Origin of the sequence: Cryobacterium sp. M25, from assembly GCF_002929635.1 — a bacterium.
In the GTDB taxonomy this organism is placed as follows: domain Bacteria; phylum Actinomycetota; class Actinomycetes; order Actinomycetales; family Microbacteriaceae; genus Cryobacterium; species Cryobacterium sandaracinum.
In genome coordinates this window covers 115,757-132,755 of record NZ_PJJU01000052.1, presented here as the reverse complement: position 1 = coordinate 132,755, position 16,999 = coordinate 115,757, and the positions used below count along the sequence as shown (strand labels likewise).

General features: G+C 65.8%; 15 protein-coding genes. 10 read left to right on the top strand and 5 right to left on the bottom strand.

Going from position 1 to position 16,999, the window contains the following annotated elements; all coding sequences use genetic code 11:
- Nucleotides 1–444: 444 nt before the first annotated feature.
- On the bottom strand, nt 445–1,233 hold the full coding sequence (locus tag CXY81_RS09370; RefSeq protein ID WP_104171186.1) for an SDR family oxidoreductase: 789 nt from the start codon (nt 1,231–1,233) through the stop codon (nt 445–447).
- 242 nt (nt 1,234–1,475) lie between these two features.
- Between CXY81_RS09370 and CXY81_RS09365 the strand changes: the two genes are divergently transcribed.
- The 7 genes from CXY81_RS09365 to CXY81_RS09335 all read left to right on the top strand — a co-directional run bounded on the left by CXY81_RS09365 (nt 1,476) and on the right by CXY81_RS09335 (nt 7,488).
- Nucleotides 1,476–2,117 (top strand): ABC transporter permease, encoded by a 642-nt coding sequence (locus CXY81_RS09365; protein WP_104101578.1) that lies wholly within the window; start codon nt 1,476–1,478, stop codon nt 2,115–2,117.
- 61 nt (nt 2,118–2,178) lie between these two features.
- Nucleotides 2,179–3,426: an ATP-binding cassette domain-containing protein gene (locus CXY81_RS09360; protein ID WP_104194694.1), complete on the top strand. Its 1,248-nt coding sequence runs from the start codon at nt 2,179–2,181 to the stop codon at nt 3,424–3,426.
- 107 nt (nt 3,427–3,533) lie between these two features.
- Entirely contained in the window at nt 3,534–4,259 is a 726-nt protein-coding gene (locus CXY81_RS09355) for an ABC transporter permease (protein WP_104101721.1), read from the top strand.
- Nucleotides 4,260–5,285, top strand: coding sequence for a glycine betaine ABC transporter substrate-binding protein (locus tag CXY81_RS09350; RefSeq protein ID WP_104194683.1), 1,026 nt, complete (start codon nt 4,260–4,262; stop codon nt 5,283–5,285).
- 140 nt (nt 5,286–5,425) lie between these two features.
- Nucleotides 5,426–6,130, top strand: a complete 705-nt coding sequence (locus tag CXY81_RS09345) for a histidine phosphatase family protein (RefSeq protein WP_104171183.1) — start codon at nt 5,426–5,428, stop codon at nt 6,128–6,130.
- Nucleotides 6,131–6,139: 9 nt separating this feature from the next.
- Nucleotides 6,140–6,712 (top strand): DUF3090 domain-containing protein, encoded by a 573-nt coding sequence (locus CXY81_RS09340; RefSeq protein WP_104171182.1) that lies wholly within the window; start codon nt 6,140–6,142, stop codon nt 6,710–6,712.
- Entirely contained in the window at nt 6,712–7,488 is a 777-nt protein-coding gene (locus tag CXY81_RS09335; RefSeq protein ID WP_104194682.1) for an SCO1664 family protein, read from the top strand. The genes CXY81_RS09340 and CXY81_RS09335 overlap by 1 nt, the downstream gene beginning before the upstream one ends.
- Nucleotide 7,489: 1 nt before the next feature.
- Here the strand turns inward: CXY81_RS09335 and nrdG are convergent, their stop codons facing one another.
- Both nrdG and nrdD read right to left on the bottom strand, forming a co-directional pair.
- Nucleotides 7,490–8,092 (bottom strand): anaerobic ribonucleoside-triphosphate reductase activating protein, encoded by a 603-nt coding sequence (nrdG, locus tag CXY81_RS09330; protein ID WP_104194681.1) that lies wholly within the window; start codon nt 8,090–8,092, stop codon nt 7,490–7,492.
- Nucleotides 8,085–10,322, bottom strand: a complete 2,238-nt coding sequence (nrdD, locus tag CXY81_RS09325) for an anaerobic ribonucleoside-triphosphate reductase (protein WP_104194693.1) — start codon at nt 10,320–10,322, stop codon at nt 8,085–8,087. The genes nrdG and nrdD overlap by 8 nt, the downstream gene beginning before the upstream one ends.
- Before the next feature lie 309 nt (nt 10,323–10,631).
- On the opposite strand from nrdD, the gene CXY81_RS09320 reads away from it, so the two are divergent.
- The 3 genes from CXY81_RS09320 (at nt 10,632) to arfB (ending at nt 13,879) form a co-directional block, all read left to right on the top strand.
- Entirely contained in the window at nt 10,632–11,471 is an 840-nt protein-coding gene (locus tag CXY81_RS09320; RefSeq protein ID WP_233194104.1) for a pseudouridine synthase, read from the top strand.
- 277 nt (nt 11,472–11,748) lie between these two features.
- Nucleotides 11,749–13,326: an HNH endonuclease signature motif containing protein gene (locus CXY81_RS09315; RefSeq protein WP_104194679.1), complete on the top strand. Its 1,578-nt coding sequence runs from the start codon at nt 11,749–11,751 to the stop codon at nt 13,324–13,326.
- A 130-nt stretch (nt 13,327–13,456) separates the two neighbouring features.
- On the top strand, nt 13,457–13,879 hold the full coding sequence (gene arfB, locus CXY81_RS09310) for an alternative ribosome rescue aminoacyl-tRNA hydrolase ArfB (RefSeq protein ID WP_104194678.1): 423 nt from the start codon (nt 13,457–13,459) through the stop codon (nt 13,877–13,879).
- 100 nt (nt 13,880–13,979) lie between these two features.
- Here arfB and CXY81_RS09305 read toward each other — a convergent pair whose 3' ends face one another.
- Both CXY81_RS09305 and CXY81_RS09300 read right to left on the bottom strand, forming a co-directional pair.
- Nucleotides 13,980–15,863 (bottom strand): FAD-binding monooxygenase, encoded by a 1,884-nt coding sequence (locus CXY81_RS09305; RefSeq protein WP_104194677.1) that lies wholly within the window; start codon nt 15,861–15,863, stop codon nt 13,980–13,982.
- A gap of 275 nt (nt 15,864–16,138) precedes the next feature.
- Complete coding sequence (locus tag CXY81_RS09300) at nt 16,139–16,987, bottom strand: Cof-type HAD-IIB family hydrolase (protein ID WP_369828370.1); 849 nt, start codon at nt 16,985–16,987, stop codon at nt 16,139–16,141.
- Between the last annotated feature and the right edge of the window lie 12 nt (nt 16,988–16,999).

The window sequence follows — 16,999 nt, the reverse complement described above, 5'->3', positions numbered from 1 at the left end:
CTATAAAGTTTCTTTCCTTTGACAGTCAGAAACCTAGACAGGAAGCGGCGTGCGGCCGTTAAGGCGCTCCGAAACACCCACAGATAGAGCAGGGGAGCCGAGATTTTGCTCTAAACAGCGCGTTGAGGCTTAAAACGGGTGTCTGACCCAAAATCTCCGTCGAATTGGTGCGAGGCCGGGCATGGCGCTGCAACAACCTCCTCGGCGCCGAGTTCACCGCGCGCTGGATGCTGATGTTGCCGAACTGGGTGCGCGCACGCACCGCGACGGTCGGCTCGGACGCGTCGGGAGCACGTCGCCATCGAGCTTTTTGCGCACGTGCCCTTCCTTCGAGGTCAGGTCGAGCCAGGCGGCGACACCGGGCCGCACGCCGATGGTGCCCTGGCCGAATCCGCTCTCGACCTGGCACTGGATCTGACCTTCCGGGAGCCACAGACCGATCGGCTAGCCCCGGGGAAGGAAGATCGAACCGGCAAGTGTGATCACCGTTCTGCGCGGGATGAACGCGACGAGCGATGCGGTGACTCTGTTGCGCGCACCGACAACCACGGACGGCACCGATTTTCTGGCGCTGATGGCAGCCAGGGTCACGTCGACGACATTCGAGGCCGGCACTCGCTTGCCGGGTGACTGCGAACCGGCGATGTCGAAAAACTCAGTGTCGGTGGAACCCGGACTCACCGCGAAAACCCGCACTCCGGTGTTGTGGGTCTCGCCCCAGACGGCCTCGGTGAACGATAGGACGAACGCCTTCGTGGCTGCGTAGACCGCCATCCCGGGCACGGGCTGGTACGCCGAGGTGCTGGCGATGTTCACGATGATGCCCGAGTCTCGGGCCACCATGCCCGGCAGGAAGGCAGCCGTCAGGTCGACCAGCGTGCTGACGTTCAGAGCGATTTCCGAGTGAAGGCGGGCTCGGTCTTCGTCGACCAGGCGCGCATTGGTTCCAAAGCCGGCGTTGTTCACGAGAACATCAACGGTGATCTGCTGGTCGAGGAGTTGGTGCTCGACCGCGGCGGCCGCACCGGGCTCGCTCAGGTCCTGCGAAATGACGTGGACGTCGATCCCGTTCTGCTTGCGCAATTCGGATGCGAGAGCCTCCAATTTCTCGGTTCGGCGGGCCACCAGAATGAGGCTCGTCCCCGTCGCGGCGAAGGCTCGGGCGAAGTGACTGCCGATGCCCGAGCTGGCGCCGGTGACGAGGGCTGTCTTGCCTGCGAGATCGAAATTCATTCAGCTGCTTCCTGACGTAAACGGTGTTCACACCCTAGAGGAGCATCCCGTCGGTCAGTCAGGCGCACACCGGTCCGTTATATCTCGCTGCGGCGATAGGGGGGTGGCCGTGCGAGAATACTCAGCAGCCCTCACCAAAGGCTCACAGCCTGCGTCCCCATCCAGTTCGGCATCCGCGCCTCCCGTTGCGCCCGTGCCGGTGGCGGTGAATCGGTGTGTTCTCGACTCGAAGAGGTTTTGATGTGTTGGACTTTCTAGGGGATCAGTATGAGCAGATCCTATTCAGCAGTTGGCAGCATTTCAGCCTTGTCGTTCAGTGCCTGATCCTGGCGACAGTCATCGCCGTCGTGCTGGCTTCGCTCGTCTACCGCAGTTCCGCGCTCACCGGGATCGCCAACTCGGTGTCGGCCATCGGCCTGACCATCCCGTCGTTTGCCTTCATCGGACTGCTCATCGCGCCGCTCGGCTTCGGTGTCCTTCCGGCCGTCGTCGTGGTGGCGTTCTTCGCCACGCTGCCCATTTTGCGGAACGCGGTCGTGGGCCTGTCGGGTATCGCTCCATCGATCGTTGAATCCGCCCGCGGCATCGGCATGAGCCGGTTTCGCACGCTCCTGCAGGTGGAACTGCCGATCGCCTGGCCGATCATCCTCACGGGCGTTCGGGTATCCGCTCAGATGGTCATGGGTGTCGCCGCGATCGCCGCATACTCCCTCGGCCCGGGCCTGGGTGGATTTATCTTCTCCGGCCTATCCCGACTCGGCGGCGCCAACTCCCTCGAGTCAGTGCTGACGGGCGTCATCGGCGTTGTCGTGCTCGCCCTTATTCTTGATCTCCTTCTCGTCGGCCTCGGCCGCCTGACCACACCTCGAGGTATCCGTGTCTGAGTACATTGCATCCAACCCTGCTGAATCCAGCAGCACCGAAGAATCCGTCACCCCCACCGGCATCACCGGTGCAAGCATCCTGTTGGACCACGTCACCAAGCGGTTTCCCGGCCAGGCGCGCCCCGCCGTCGACGGTCTCACCATGGAGATCCCGGCCGGCAAGATCGTGATGCTCGTCGGTCCCTCGGGCTGCGGCAAGACCACGACCCTCAAGATGATCAACCGGCTCATCGAACCGACCGAGGGTCGCATCGTCGTCGATGGCGACGACGTCACCGACATGAACGGCGACACCCTGCGCCGAGGCATCGGCTATGTCATTCAGGCCGGAGGACTTTTCCCGCACATGACGGTCGCCACCAACATCGGCATCGTGCCGAAGATGCTCGGCTGGGACAAGGCCCGCATCGCGGCCCGCGTCGACGAGCTTCTCGAGCTTGTTTCCCTCGACCCGGCGCTCTACCGCGACCGATACCCCAAGGAGCTCTCCGGCGGCCAGCAGCAACGCGTCGGCGTGGCGCGCGCCCTCGCGGCCGACCCTCCCGTGCTTCTGATGGACGAGCCCTTCGGCGCCGTCGACCCGATCACCCGACTGCGCCTGCAGGACGAACTGCTCAACATCCAGGAAGAATTGCAGAAGACCATCGTCTGCGTCACCCACGACTTCGACGAGGCCGTCAAGCTCGGCGACTGGATCGCCATCTTCAACGAGGGTGCCCAGCTCGTGCAGTACGACACTCCGGAACGCATCCTCGGCGACCCGGCCAACGAGTTCGTCGAAAACTTCATCGGGTCCGGCGCCGGCCTCAAACAGCTCACCCTGACCCGGGTGGCGGAGGTCAGCCTCAGCGACGCCGTCGTGGGCAAACCCGGTGAACGGGCAGCGGATGTGCTGGCCCGCGTCGTCGAGACCGGCCACGGCCACGCGGTCATCGTCGATGAGCGTCGCCGACCCATCCAGTGGCTCTCCGCGCGCCAGCTCGGCCGCCTCGAGGTCATCAGCGACGTTCCCGACCCGAAACTTCCGCTCGTCGGCAAGCGGGCCACGCTCAATGACGCGCTCGACACGATGCTCGTCTCGAGCGCCGGGGCCGCGCTCGTCACGGGCCGCCGCGACATGTTCAAGGGCGTCATCGACGTTCAAACCGTGATGGACGCCATCACCCGGTCACAGTCCGCTGCCGTGCTTGAGTCAGACCAAGCCCCCGTCGGGCTGAACACCGGCCTGTTCCAGGCGCAGGTGTCTGCCGCCGAGGCAGACCTGATCGAGACCGATCCCAACGGCGCTGACGCGCGGTCCGTTCAGTGAGTACCCGCACCCCGCATACAGAGGCGGGCCTTGCCGGCGGCGATTCCGCCGTTGAAACGCCGGGCGACCCGACTGCGACCGGCGTACCGGTCAGCCGTGCGCGCACGGTGTGGCGATCCTGGCGGGGACTGGTCTACCAGCTGGCCGGCATCCTGCTCGCGTTCCTGGCGCTCGTGATCTGGCTGCTGACGGCCAACCTGTCGCCGATCGTGCTCACCACCCTCGCTCCCGGCGCGCTCTGGGTCTACACGGTGGAGCACATCCAGCTCACCCTGCTCGCCGCGGTGATCGTGTTGGTCATCGCGATTCCCTTGGGAATCGCCCTGACCCGCAGACCCTTGCGGTTTCTGACCGCTCCGGTGCTCGCCATCGCCAACTTCGGTCAGGCGGCCCCCGCGATCGGCGTCGTCGTGCTGCTCGCGTTCTGGGTCGGCTTCGGCTTCTGGGCCGCGACGCTGAGTCTCGTGCTCTACGCCGCGCTTCCGGTGCTGCGCAACACCATGGTGGGCCTGCAGCAGGTCGACGCCCGCCTCATCGAGGCCGGACGAGGCATGGGCATGAGCTCCGCCGCCGTATTGTTTCGGGTGGAGCTCCCGCTCGCCGTTCCGGTCATGCTGTCGGGCGTGCGCACCGCTCTCGTTCTGCTGGTGGGCACCGCGGCCCTGGCCACGTTCGTCAACGGCGGCGGACTCGGCATCCTGATCACTACGGGCGTCAATCTCAGCCTCACCCCCGTGCTCGTCACCGGAGCGCTGCTCGTGGCTCTGCTCGCCCTGCTCATCGACTGGGTCGGCCGCGTTGTGGAACACATCGCCCGCCCGAAGGGACTCTAGATGTATCGCTCGTCTTCTCGCGCCCGCCTCACGTCCCTCGGCCGCTGGGGGGTGGCAGCCGGTCTCCTCACCCTGTCCGCAGTCGCTCTGACCGGTTGCGGCCTGAAGCCGGCAACCTCGTACGTTCCCGCGGTCGGACCTGGGTCGATCACCCCGCTCGAGGGCGCCGAGGGCGTCGACCTCACGGTCACGTCCAAGAACTTCACGGAGCAGCTACTGCTCGGCAAGATCGCGGTGCTCGCCGGGACCGCCGCGGGATTCGACGTCACAGACCTCAGCAATCTGCCCGGCAGCCAGCCGACCCGCGAGCTGATTCTTTCTGGTCAGGCCGACGTGCTCTGGGAATACACCGGAACCGCGTGGCTGACCTACCTCGGTCAGGACGAGTCGATCGCCGACCAAGACAAAATGTGGCAAGCCGTGTATGACATCGACATCCAGAACGGCATCACCTGGGGTGCACCGGCCCCGATGAATAACACCTACGCCCTGGCTGTGCGCAGTGAGGCGGTCGCCGAGCTCGGCGGCATCACGACCATGTCCGAACTCGCCGCGTTGCCGGTCGAGGATCGCACTTTCTGCGTCGAATCCGAATTCAACTCCCGGCCGGACGGCATGAACCCCATGCTCGCCCACTACGGACTCGAACGTGGCGCCGCTGACGGGGTGCCCAATGGCAACATCGGAATCTACGACACCGGTGCGATCTACAGCGCGACCGACGACGGGGCCTGCAACTTCGGCGAGGTTTTCACGACCGACGGTCGACTCGACGCGCTCGACCTCACAGTTCTGATCGACGATCTCGCGTTTTTCCCTGCGTACAACGTCGCGCCGGTCTTCTTCACCGAGTCGATCGAGGCCACCCCCGGCCTGGAAGAGATCTTCGCCCGGATTTCGCCCAAGCTCACCGACAAGGTTCTGCGCGGCATGAACCGTCAGGTTGACGTTGACGGGAAGGAACCCGCTGATGTGGCCTATGCCTGGATGATCGACGAGGGGTTCATCACCGACCCGACCGGCTGAGTCACGGAGAGTCCAGCTGACTGCACCGCGTGGACGGTGCCGGCGGTCAGCTTGGAGGACGCGACGTGACATCCGGCTTCCTCAAGCATCAGATCGTCTGGCCGGGCTCCGTTCCCACCCTGCCTGTCTAGGCTGTACCCATGGCCACAGTCATCCTCGTGCGGCACGGCCGCACCACCGCAAATGCCACCGGAATGCTGGCCGGCCGCGCTGCCGGCGTTCGGCTCGACCAGATCGGGCAGGACCAGGCCGCCCTCACGGCCAAGCGCCTGGCCGTGGTGCCGCTGGTCGGCGTGGTGTCGAGTCCTCTGGAGCGCTGCCGGCAGACATCTCAGTTCATCCTGGACCACCAGGCCGGCTCGCTCGTGACGCCGGTGGAGGAGGACATCACCGAGTGCGATTACGGTGAGTGGCAGGGCCAAGCCCTCGGCGATCTCGCCAAGGAGAAGCTCTGGTCGTCAGTGCAGTCTCAGCCGTCGGCCGTCACCTTTCCCGGCGGAGAGTCGATGGCGACCATGCAGGCCCGGTCGGTCGCCGCCATCCGTCGTCACGATGCGGCGTTCGAGGCCGAGCACGGTCCGGGCGCGGTGTGGGTGGCGGTCAGCCACGGCGACATCATCAAGTCCGTTCTGGCCGATGCGCTCGGCATGCACCTCGACTTCTTTCAGCGCATCAACGTGGGTCCGGCATCCGTTTCGATCGTGCGCTTCGGCACCAGTCGGCCGAGCGTGCACGCCATCAACACGGATGCCGGCGACCTCGCCTGGCTCGGCGCCAGCGCCCCTCTGGCCGACGCGCCGGTGGGTGGCGGGGCTGGTCAGGCGCCGCACACAACGGTCGCCTAAAATACCCACATGCCCACAATCGTCCATGAGTTTGCCTGGCCGGATCGTGTCGTCATCGGCACCGTCGGTCTGCCTGGTTCTCGCACGTTCTACCTGCAGGTGCGCACCGGAGCTCAGATTGTGAGCATCGCCCTGGAGAAACAACAATCCGCGCTGCTCGCCGAGAAAATCGATGAGATGCTCGACCAGCTGATGAGCCATGAGGGCAACCCGTTCAGCATCCCAAGCACCACCCCCGTCGAACTCGTCGACAACGAGCCGCTGGATCAGCCCGTCGCGGAGGAATTCCGCACCGGCGGGATGAGCCTGGGCTGGGACCCCTCGACCGTGCAGGTCGTGCTTGAGGCCTATCCGCTCGTGGAAGTCGATCCGGCCAGTGACGACGTGCCCGACGAGGATCTGCTCGACGCGATCATGCAGGAGCCGGCGGAGATGCTCCTGGTACGGATGCCCGTCGGTACCGCCCGGGCCTTCGCCAAGCGCACGCGCGAGGTGGTGGGGGCCGGCCGCCCCCTCTGCCCGCTCTGCGGCAACCCCATCGACGCCGACGGACACACCTGCACCCTCCCCGGCAGCCCCTGATGCACGATGCCGCCCTCGACGGTGAGCTCGACGGTGAGCTCGAGCTCACGGGACGCATCACGACGGCCTCGAACGCGACCTTCCTCGGCACCATCGGCGGGTTCACGGTGGTCTACAAGCCCATCGCCGGCGAGAATCCGTTGTGGGACTTTCCCGACGGCAACCTCGCCAACCGCGAGGCCGCGGCCTACCTGGTCTCGCAGGCCTTCGGCTGGAACGTCGTGCCTCGGACCTGGCTGCGGGGTGGCCCGATGGGCCGGGGGATGGTGCAGCTGTGGCAGCATACCGATCCCGATCAGGATGCCGTCGACCTCGTCCCGTGGGAAGCCGCGCCGACCCCGGGCTGGCGTCGCGTCTTCGACGGCCGGGACGAGCACAATCGTGCGGTGACCCTCATCCATGAGGACTCGGCCGCGATGCGACGCATGGCCGTGTTCGACATCGTCGTGAACAACGCCGATCGCAAGGGCGACCACATCCTGGCGATGCCGGACGGGCACCGTCACGGCATCGACCACGGCCTCACCTTTCATATCGACCATAAGTTGCGCACCGTGCTCTGGGGCTGGCTGGGCGACGAGCTCATCGCCGACGAGCTGGACGGGATCGACCGGGTCAGTGCGCAGCTGACCGGCGAGCTCGGCGACATCCTCGCCGGGTTGCTCACCGACGCCGAGATCGCCGCACTGGCTGCACGCTGCGACCGGTTGCGCTCTGAAGGGCGGTTCCCTGCGCCGCGCGGCGACATGCCCGCGGTGCCCTGGCCGCTGTTCTGACCTAGATCAGGTTCCGTTTCTCGATCTGTTCGAAGGTGCCGGTCGCGTCCGTGAGCCCGCCCCACAGCGTCACCTGTTTACTGGCCAGGGACTCCTGAACGTCGATGATCCGCTGGTTGCTGCTGCCCCGGAACTGCAGTTTGAGGTCGCGCTTGGCCAGTTCGAACCGACCGTCGACCAGAACGTCGATCGTGCCGAGAAGGGCCAGCTTGTCCGCACTCTCCCGCAACAGTTCTTCGAACGTGTAGCCGGTCCAGCACCACACATCCTTCGACGTGCCGAGCTCCCGGCGCACGCGGTCGAGGAGGGCCAGGCACACCCCTGTGTTGAGGAACGGCTCCCCGCCGAGGAGGGTGAGGCCCTGTACGTACTCCTGGCCGAGATCGGCCAGGATCCGATCTTCAAGTTCCTGGGTGTACGGCTGCCCGTAGCGAAAACTCCAGGTGGCCTCGTTGAAACAGCCCTCACAGGCGAACAGGCAACCGGACAGGTACAGGCTGCACCGCACCCCCTCGCCGTCGACGAAGACGAAGGGCTTGTAGTCGCCGACGTACCGCTGGCTCAGTTTCTCCGACAGCCACTCGCCGGGCCGGGGGTTACGCATCCTCGGCGACGGATGCCGCGGCATCCGCCCCACGGATGCCGGTGGCGCCCGGCATGTGCTTGACCCGGGAGGTGATCTCGGTGTGCCGGCCGTGCACCATCGGGCGGGCCTGCGGGTTGCCGAGGTAGCCACAGGTGCGCTTGACGACATCGCAGGTCATCGGGTCGGCGTTGTGGCACTCGGGGCACTCGAACCCGCGCGCGGTGGCGTCGAAGTCGCCCGAGAAGCCACAGGCGTAGCACCGGTCGATCGGAGTGTTGGTGCCCAGATAGCCGACGCGATCGTAGGAGTAGTCCCACACCGCCTCGAGTGCCTTGGGGTTCTGCTGCAGGATCGGGTATTCGCAGTAGTGGATGAACCCGCCGGAGGAGTACGCCGGGTAGACCTTCTCGAAGTCCAGCTTCTCGAACGGCGTCGGGCTCTTGCGCACGTCGTAGTGGAAGCTGTTGGTGTAGTAGTCCTTGTCGGTGAGGTTTGCCACGGCGCCGAACTTCGCCGTGTCGAGTCGGCAGAACCGGTCGGTCAGGCTCTCGCTCGGCGTCGAGTACACGCTGAACTGGTAGCCGTACTCGGTGCTCCACTCCTGGGTGCGCCCATGGAGCGTGCGCAGGATCTCGACGGTGAAGTCCTTCGCCTCGGGATTGGACTCCCAGTCACCGCCGTAAAAGGCCGCGGCCACTTCGTAGAGGCCGATGTAGCCGAGGGAAACGGTGGCACGCTTGTTCTTGAAAAGGGTGTCGACGGGCTGACCGGCATTCAGGTGTTGGCCGAAGGCGCCGTAGATGTAGAGGATCGGGGCGTTCTCCGGGGTCGCTTCCTTGCACCGGTCGATTCTGAAGAGCAGGGCGTCGCGCGCCGTGCTCACCCGTTCGGCGAGGATGCTCCAGAACTTGTCCTTGTCACCGGCGGCCTCGAGGGCGATCCGGGGCAGGTTGAGCGTCACGACTCCGAGATTCATCCGACCCTCGGAGACGTCGTTGCCCTGCTCGTCGGTCCAGCCCTGCAGGAACGAGCGGCAGCCCATCGGCACCTTGAAGCTGCCGGTGAGTTCGACGATCTTGTCGTAGTTGAGGATGTCGGGGTACATGCGTTTGGTGGAACATTCCAGCGCAAGCTGCTTGATGTCGTAATTCGGGTCGGTCGGTGCAAGGTTGAGGCCGCGCTTGATGGTGAAGATCAGTTTCGGGAAAATCGCCGTGCGCTTCTCACTGCCGAGCCCCTCGATCCGGATCTGTAGGATCGCCTTCTGGATTTCTCGCTCGAACCAGCTGGTGCCGAGGCCGAAGCCCAGGGAGGTGAAGGGGGTCTGCCCGTTCGAGGTGAACAGGGTGTTGATCTCGTATTCGAGGCTCTGCATCGCGTCGTAGATGTCCTTGAGGGTCTTCTCCTCGGCATAGGACCGGTGCTGCGACTTATCCGCGATCCACTTGCCTGCGTCGACCAGGTGCTTTTCGAGGTTCTTCTCGGCGTAGGGGGCGAGAACTTCGTCGATGCGGTTCCCCGAGCATCCGCCGTACTGGCTCGACGACACGTTGGCGATGATCTGCGAGATCTGGGCCGTCGCCGTCTGGATCGACCGGGGCGGGTTGACGTCGGCGTTGCCGATTCGGAAGCCCTGGCTCAGCATCGTCGTGAAGTCGATCAGGCAGCAGTTCGTCATCGGCGCGTAGGGGTGGTAGTCGAGGTCGTGGAAGTGCAGGTCGCCCTTCTGGTGGGCGTTGGCGACGTGCGGGGGCAGCATCTTCAGGCCGATGGCCTTGCCCACCGCGCCGGCGGTCAGGTCGCGCTGGGTGTTGAAGACGTCGCTGTCCTTGTTGGCGTTCTCGTTGACGACCGACTCGTCTTTGCTGATCAGTTTTATGATCGAGTGGTTGATGTCGGTGGCCTTGCTGCGGGCGAAGTCCCGCTGGATGCGGTAATTGATGTAGGCCTCGGCGGCGTCGTACTCCTTGCTGTCCAGCAGGGCGTGTTCCACGATGTTCTGCACCTCGTAGATCTTGATGTCGACGGCGAAGCGCGAGGCGATCTCGCGGTCGACGCGAGCGACCAGGTCACGGATGGTGCGGTGCGTGAGCGGGGTCAACTCGCCGTTCACCTCGGTGAAGCTCTTGGCCAGTGCCCCGTAGATGCGGGCGTTGTCGAAAGCGAGCAGGCGGCCGTCCCGTTTGGCCACCATGAGCGCGCCCAGAGCATGCTCGGTCGTGAGGTTTCCTGCGCCGGGGTTTTCCATTTTCAGCACGCGCTGCCATCTCCTTGGGGTTGGTACCCACGGCAATCGGGCGGGACGCTGAGTCGGGCGAAAGAACCACATCTAGTGGTTGGGGTGCGATTCACATACTACCTGTAGGGTTTCGCAGTCATGTGCTTCGGCTCGCCGCCGGTGTCTCCGAGTTGGTGGAGCGGTTGCCGGGCGGCGTACGATCGGTGAATGCCACCGCCCTCCCCGTTGCCACAGCGCCACGGGCTTGACGCTGCCTGGGTATGCACGCCGGATGGGGGCCGGGCCGGGCCGCATCCGTGGCCGACCATGGGTGCGTGGTTGCTCGAGCGACTCGCCGAGTTCGTCGATGTCGCCGGCTTTCTGGCCGGGGAACGCTTCGCCTATCAGTCGGGCGCGCTGGTCGTGGGCAGCGACCCCTATGGCCCGCGTACCTTTGTCTGGTTTCATCGCGATCTCGCCGATGAGACAGTCGTGCCCGGGACCATCCACGTGGTGCATCGGGATGCCCGACTCGTCGTGATCGACAAGCCGGCCTTTCTCTCGACCATTCCGCGCGGCCGACACGTTGTACAGAGTGTGGTGGTGCGCTTGCGCGCCGAGTTGGGACTTCCCGAGCTCTCGCCGTTGCATCGCCTGGATCGGGTGACATCGGGCCTCGTGGTTCTGGCGACGGAGCGGCGCTGGCGTGGGGAGTATCAATCGATGTTCCAACGCGGCGAGGTCGAAAAGACCTACCGGGCGCTGGCCCCGCTGCGGCCGGATCTGGATTTGCCCGTCACCGTGCGCAACCACCTCACGAGCAGGTGCGGCCACTGGCAGGCCGAGGTGACCGACGACCCGGCCAATGCCGAGTCGCTGATCGAGCTGGAGACCGTTCTGGAGCACACGGGCGTCTATCGGCTGACGCCGCGCACCGGAAAGACCCATCAGCTGCGGATGCACATGCTGGGCCTAGGGATCCCCATCATCGATGACCCGGTGTACCCGGTCGTTCAGGATGTCGCGCTCGACGATTTCACCCGCCCGCTGCAGCTCCTGGCGAGCGAGGTGACCTTCACCGATCCGATCGACGGGGAGTTGCGCCGCTTCGAGAGCGTCCGGGCGCTTCCGCTGCAGGCTGAGGTTGCCGTTGCTGTTGCTGCTGCTGGCTCAGCCTGAAGGCGCCCCAACCTCCCAACCCATCGCGAAGCTTCCAACCGGTGGCCATCGGCCGAACGAATTCGACGGAGATTTTGCTCAGAACCGGCCCACAGCATCCGTTTGGGCTCGAAATCGGTAAAATCTCCGTCGAATTCGTTAGGGAGCCCGGGTGCCTGAGATCACAGCAACGGATGCCGGTGCGTAGCCAACACCACGGCACCGCGCCGACCGAATTACTTTCGATATCCGTGCAGAAGCTCTTGACTGTACATTCGTATACGTCTACTATTGAGGCATGGCTGGAGCCCCCACTCCGCACCACCCCACCGCCTCACCGCAGGCGGTGCCTTCCCTCGTGCAGGCACCCCTCGCGCAGGCACCCCGTACACAGTCACCCCTTGTGCAGCAGCTGCAGCAGGCGCGTGATCTGGCCGCGGCCGTGCTGGATTCGGTGTCCTTTTCCCTCCTGGGCGAGGCGGACGCGATGATGGTGCTGGGCACGGTTGAAGACCTCGGCCGTCGGGTCGATGCGGCCAGGGTTGCCTCTGCCGCCGATATTGCGGTGCGGTCCCGGCGCATCCTGGGCCATGAGTCCCTGGCGGATAAGAACGGGGCCAGCAGCGGCATCGACCTGATCACTCGTCTGACCCGCGTCTCTTCTCGTGAGGCGAACCGGCGGGTGCGCCTGGGCGAGAACGTGACCGCCCGCCGGGCGGGCACCAGCATGCTGCCGCCCTACTACCCGGCCGTGGCCGATGCCCTCACCGCCGGGGACCTCGGCGTCGACGCGGCCGAGAACATCGTCACGGCCCTCGACCAGGTCGCGGCCCGGGTCGCGCCCGACGACCTCGGCACCGCCGAGCGCGCCCTGGTGGCCAGCGCGACCGGCGCCGTCACCGACGAGACCCAGGGCCTGCCGGGTGAGGGGTTCGCGTTTCCTGCGGACCTGGTGCGGGGTATGGCGGGGCAGTGGCAGGCTCGCCTCGATCCCGACGGCACCGCCCCGAACGAGCCCGTCGCCGAAGCCCGCAGCACTGTGGGCTTCGGGCTCTTCCGCGACGGCCTCTACCCGCTTCGCGGCGGCGTCACGTCGGAGCTCCGCGGCATCATGAACGCCATCTTCGACACGTATCTCTCCGCTCACGCGGCGCCGGCATTCCCCACGGCCAAGGAACAGGCGCGCATGGCGGCCGGGCAGCTGATCCCGGGCGCCGAGGCCGCGGCCCTCAGTGACGACCGTAACGGTGGTCAGAAGCGCGCCGACATCCTCCGCGGTGTGTTCGAGGCCGCCACCCGTGACGCGGGAACCCCGACCATGGGCGGCGCCGCCCCCACCGTCATGATCCACGTCAACCAGGCCGACCTGGCCGCGGGCCGTGGGGTGGGCTGGATCGACGGCGTCGAAGCGCCGATCTCGCTGACAAGTGTGAAGCAGGCGCTCTGCGCCGGCGGATTTCAGGAGATCGTGTTCGGCCTGAGGAACGAGGTCCTCAGCCTCAGCACCGAGAATCGTTTCTTCAACCGGGCCCAGCGCCGCGCCATCGCCGCCCGCGACGGCGGCTGCACCATCCCCGGCTGCACCGTGCCCGCCGCCTGGTGCGAAGTACACCACGTGATCCCCTGGTACCGCGGCGGAAAAACCGAGATCACCAACGGGGTACTGCTCTGCTGGTACCACCACCACAGCATCGACACCTCCGGCTGGAACATCCGCATGATCCGCGGCACACCCCAAGTCCGGGCACCCTACTGCTACGACCCCACCCGCACCTGGCGGCCTGGGGGAGGGAACCCGGCCAACCGCTCACCGGTCGCGGCGGGCTCGACCAGCGTCAACGTGCGTTCCCGAAATCGGGTCACCGCCGCCTCCTAGGGACGTGGCTTCGTCCGCCACCACCCGGGCGCACAGTGCCCCCACAGTTCGACAGACGCGATCACGGTGTTGCTTGGCCACCGGAGCACTCCAGCCGACACCAACCCCAAGATCGTGTCACGCTGGTCACATGGATCTGGAGGTGTCGACCGCGCTGACCATTCCCGAGCGCGAACTCGGCTGGCGGTTCTCGCGGTCGTCAGGGCCGGGCGGCCAGCACGTGAACACCTCCGACAGCCGCGTCGAGCTCATCTGGAGCGTTGCCGAGTCGGAGACGCTTTCCGACGACCAGCGGATGCGCCTGCTCACCCGCCTCGCCAAACGCCTCGTCGACGGGGCGATCACCGTGACCGCGTCCGAGCGGCGCTCCCAGCTGCGCAACCGCGAGCTCGCTCTGGCGAAGCTCGCCGACATCGTGGCCGCGGGCCTGGCTCCCGATGCGCCCATCCGCCGGCCGACCAAACCCACTCGTGGTTCGGGCCGAAGGCACCTCGCCGCGAAGCAACAGCGGTCGGCCACCAAGAAGCAGCGGCAGAGGCCGTCCGCCGACTAGCTGCGAGAGCGGGTGAATCGTCGAACAGCGCTGCTCAAAGCGACGAGTCACCCGCTCTCGCGGCCTCAGGTGTCCGCAGGAGCGGCTACCGCAGGAGCGGCTACCGCACCAGCAACATCTGTCGGAAGAACGCCGCGAGCTCAGCGGTCGCGGTCAGCGGCAGCACGTTCGCCACATACATGTCCGGGCGCACCACCACGACGGCACCGCCGCGGTCGATCCCGCGCAGCTCGAAGATGTCGTGCGCCGGGTCGGTTGCATAGAGCTTTTCGTAGTCGATCAGCTCAAAGGGGCCTGTTATCGGCAGGAAAACGCCCGGAGCCCGGCCGATGTCCACCCCGGTGTGCTCTTGCTGGTAGACCACCTTGACGTCGAAGACACTGTCGATGTCGCTCCCGGTGGGGGTGTACGCGAGCAGCGGCGACTCGAGTGAGGTGCGGATCCACTCGGCCCACTCGGTCAGCGCCGAGGCATCGCCGGACACAGCGGCATCCGCGAACGCGTACAGGCGCCACCGGCCGTCGGCGCGGTGGTGGTGTCCGAGCTGCACGGGGTTGGCGTCGCCGACGCGCACCACCGGGGCGGACTTAAAGCGCTTGCCGAGCGGAAATCCCGTGGCGAGGTGCTGGTGTGTTGCCTCGCCGGTCAGCATCGACGGCGCGTATTCCGTCATGAAACCCGACGGGAACTCGGCCGTCTTCGTATAGAACTCCTCCAGTGGAACTTCCAGGTCCTCCGACTTCGTCGCCATCAGGGTCGACCAGGTCTTGTCGAAATCGATCAGGTTCTTCGCGATGACCTGGCGCTCGGCAGAGTAGGTACCAAGCAGGGATTCGGGGCTGCGGCCTTCGATCACGTAGCCGAGTTTCCAGGCCAGGTTGAAGCCGTCCTGCATCGACACGTTCATGCCCTGGCCGGCCTTGGCGCTGTGTGTGTGGCAGGCGTCCCCGGTGATGAACACCCGCGGGGTGCGTGTGCCGATCTCGTGGGGGAGGAGGTCGTCGAACCGATCGGTGAGACGATGGGCGACCTCGTACACGCTGTGCCAGGAGACATTCTTCACGTCGAGGGTATACGGGTGGAGGATGCCGTTGGCCTTCGCGATGATCTCCTCGATCGTCGTCGTGCGCACTGCCCCGTTGTCGTCAGCGGCCACCTCGCCGAGATCCACATACATGCGGAACAGGTATCCGCCCTCGCGCGGGATGAGCAGGATGTTGCCGCCGGATTCGGACTGGATTGCGCACTTCATGCGGATGTCCGGGAAGTCGGTGACCGCGAGCACGTCCATCACGCCCCAGGCGTGGAATGCCTGGTCGCCGGCGAGCGTACAGCCGATCGAGTCGCGCACAGCGCTGCGGGCACCGTCGGCGCCCACCACGTACTTGGCGTGCACGACGCGTTCCTGGCCCTGCTTCTCCCCGGTGGTGTGCACGAGCGTCACCGTGACGGGATACTCGCCCTCGTCGGTGTTCTCCAGGCTACGGAAATCGAAGCCGAAATCCGGCTCCATTCGCGTGGGGGAGTGCGCCATCACCTCGGCGAAGTAGTCGAGAACACGCGCCTGGTTGACGATCAGGTGCGGGAATTCGCTGATGCCGGTGGGGTCGTCCACGGCACGGGCCGAACGGATGATGCGGGTCACGTCGGCGGGGTCCGGTGTCCAGAAGGCCATTTCGGTGATGCGGTAGGCCTCGGCGATGATGCGTTCCGCGAAACCGAACGCGTGGAAGGTCTCGACGCTGCGGGCCTGGATGCCGTCGGCTTGCCCGATTGCGAGGCGCTCACCGCGGCGCTCGACGATGCGGGTCGTGATGCCGGGGAACTGGGAGAGCTGCGCGGCGGTGATCATGCCGGCTGGGCCCGTTCCGACGATGAGAACGTCGACGTTCTCGGGGAGCTCGCCCGGGCGATTGAGGCCGACCCCGGCGGCATCCTGGATGCGAGGATCGGTGGACACGTATCCGTGGTGGTGAAACTGCACGGCTTCCTCACTTCTTTGTGGGCTCTGCGTGGGTGAATCGGACGTCACTGTCGTAGCGTGCATGTCCTGACGTGTTCGATAATCGAACACAAAGTTCTATTATCGCTTCTCGGATCATATATCATCCGGCCGGCCAGGACTAGATGAGAGGCGGCGAACCAATTCGACGGAGATTCTCGTCGAAAACAGGCATTCCGTCGTGTTCGGGCCCGATATGGGCAAAATCTCCGTCGAATTCGTTCGGGACGGAGGCGCGGCAGGGAGCTACCGGGCGATCAGGCGGTCACGTGCGCACTTTGCAGGTGCGGTAGGGCGGCGAGGATGCTGCTGACCACGCCGGCCTCCGAGCTCGACGGCGCGATGTTCGCGGCGCGCGCCAGGATGCTCGGGTGGCCGTTGGCCATGGCGTAGGAGTGCCCGGCGGCATCGAGCATCTCGGCGTCGTTGAGGTAGTCGCCGAACGCCATCGTCTGGGCCCGGCTGATTCCGAGCTGCTGCTGGAGCCGTTCCAACGCTCGACCCTTGTTCGCTCCCTGGCGCATCACATCGACCCAGTTCTCGCCCGAGACCACGACCTCCGCGGGCAGCCCAAGGCCGCGCAAGGCCGGTCCGCTTCGCTGTTCGGCGCGGGCAGGGTCGTAGATCGCCAGTTTCAAGATGACATCGTCGAGGGCGGCCGCATGCACATCCGCTACGACCTCGACCGCTGCGTAGTACCGGCGAACCTGGTCGACGAAGCGCTCGTCGCTACGCTCGATGTAGGCGCTCCGGGCGCCGCAGACGACGAGCCCCAAGTCGGCGCCCGTGGCGGCGGTGCCGCGCACCCAGTCCACGATGGGGGCGATGATCTCGGACACGACGGGTTCGACGTCGATGCTGATGCCGTCCTGCACCACGTTGGTTCCGTTTTCCGCGATGTAGATGAGTCCGTCGTGCTCGCCGAAGATGCCGTGCAGTGTCTGATACTGGCGTCCGCTGGCCGGCACGAACAGGATCCCGGCCCGATGGAGGTCGTCGAGGAGCGGCCAGAACGCGTCGGGCACGTTGCCGTCGTCGTCGAGAAGAGTGCCATCCATGTCTGAAACGATGAGACGGATGTCGGAGGGCTCTGCTATGTGGTTCACTGCGGCGGCTTT

Bases quoted from the DNA above. Each gene is read 5' to 3' on its own strand.
- CXY81_RS09370 (WP_104171186.1), bottom strand. From the start codon at position 1,233: ATGAATTTCGATCTCGCAGGCAAGACAGCCCTCGTCACCGGCGCCAGC.
- CXY81_RS09350 (WP_104194683.1), top strand. From the start codon at position 4,260: ATGTATCGCTCGTCTTCTCGCGCCCGCCTCACGTCCCTCGGCCGCTGG.
- CXY81_RS09345 (WP_104171183.1), top strand. From the start codon at position 5,426: ATGGCCACAGTCATCCTCGTGCGGCACGGCCGCACCACCGCAAATGCC.
- CXY81_RS09340 (WP_104171182.1), top strand. From the start codon at position 6,140: ATGCCCACAATCGTCCATGAGTTTGCCTGGCCGGATCGTGTCGTCATC.
- CXY81_RS09335 (WP_104194682.1), top strand. From the start codon at position 6,712: ATGCACGATGCCGCCCTCGACGGTGAGCTCGACGGTGAGCTCGAGCTC.
- nrdG (WP_104194681.1), bottom strand. From the start codon at position 8,092: ATGCGTAACCCCCGGCCCGGCGAGTGGCTGTCGGAGAAACTGAGCCAG.
- nrdD (WP_104194693.1), bottom strand. From the start codon at position 10,322: ATGGAAAACCCCGGCGCAGGAAACCTCACGACCGAGCATGCTCTGGGC.
- CXY81_RS09315 (WP_104194679.1), top strand. From the start codon at position 11,749: ATGGCTGGAGCCCCCACTCCGCACCACCCCACCGCCTCACCGCAGGCG.
- arfB (WP_104194678.1), top strand. From the start codon at position 13,457: ATGGATCTGGAGGTGTCGACCGCGCTGACCATTCCCGAGCGCGAACTC.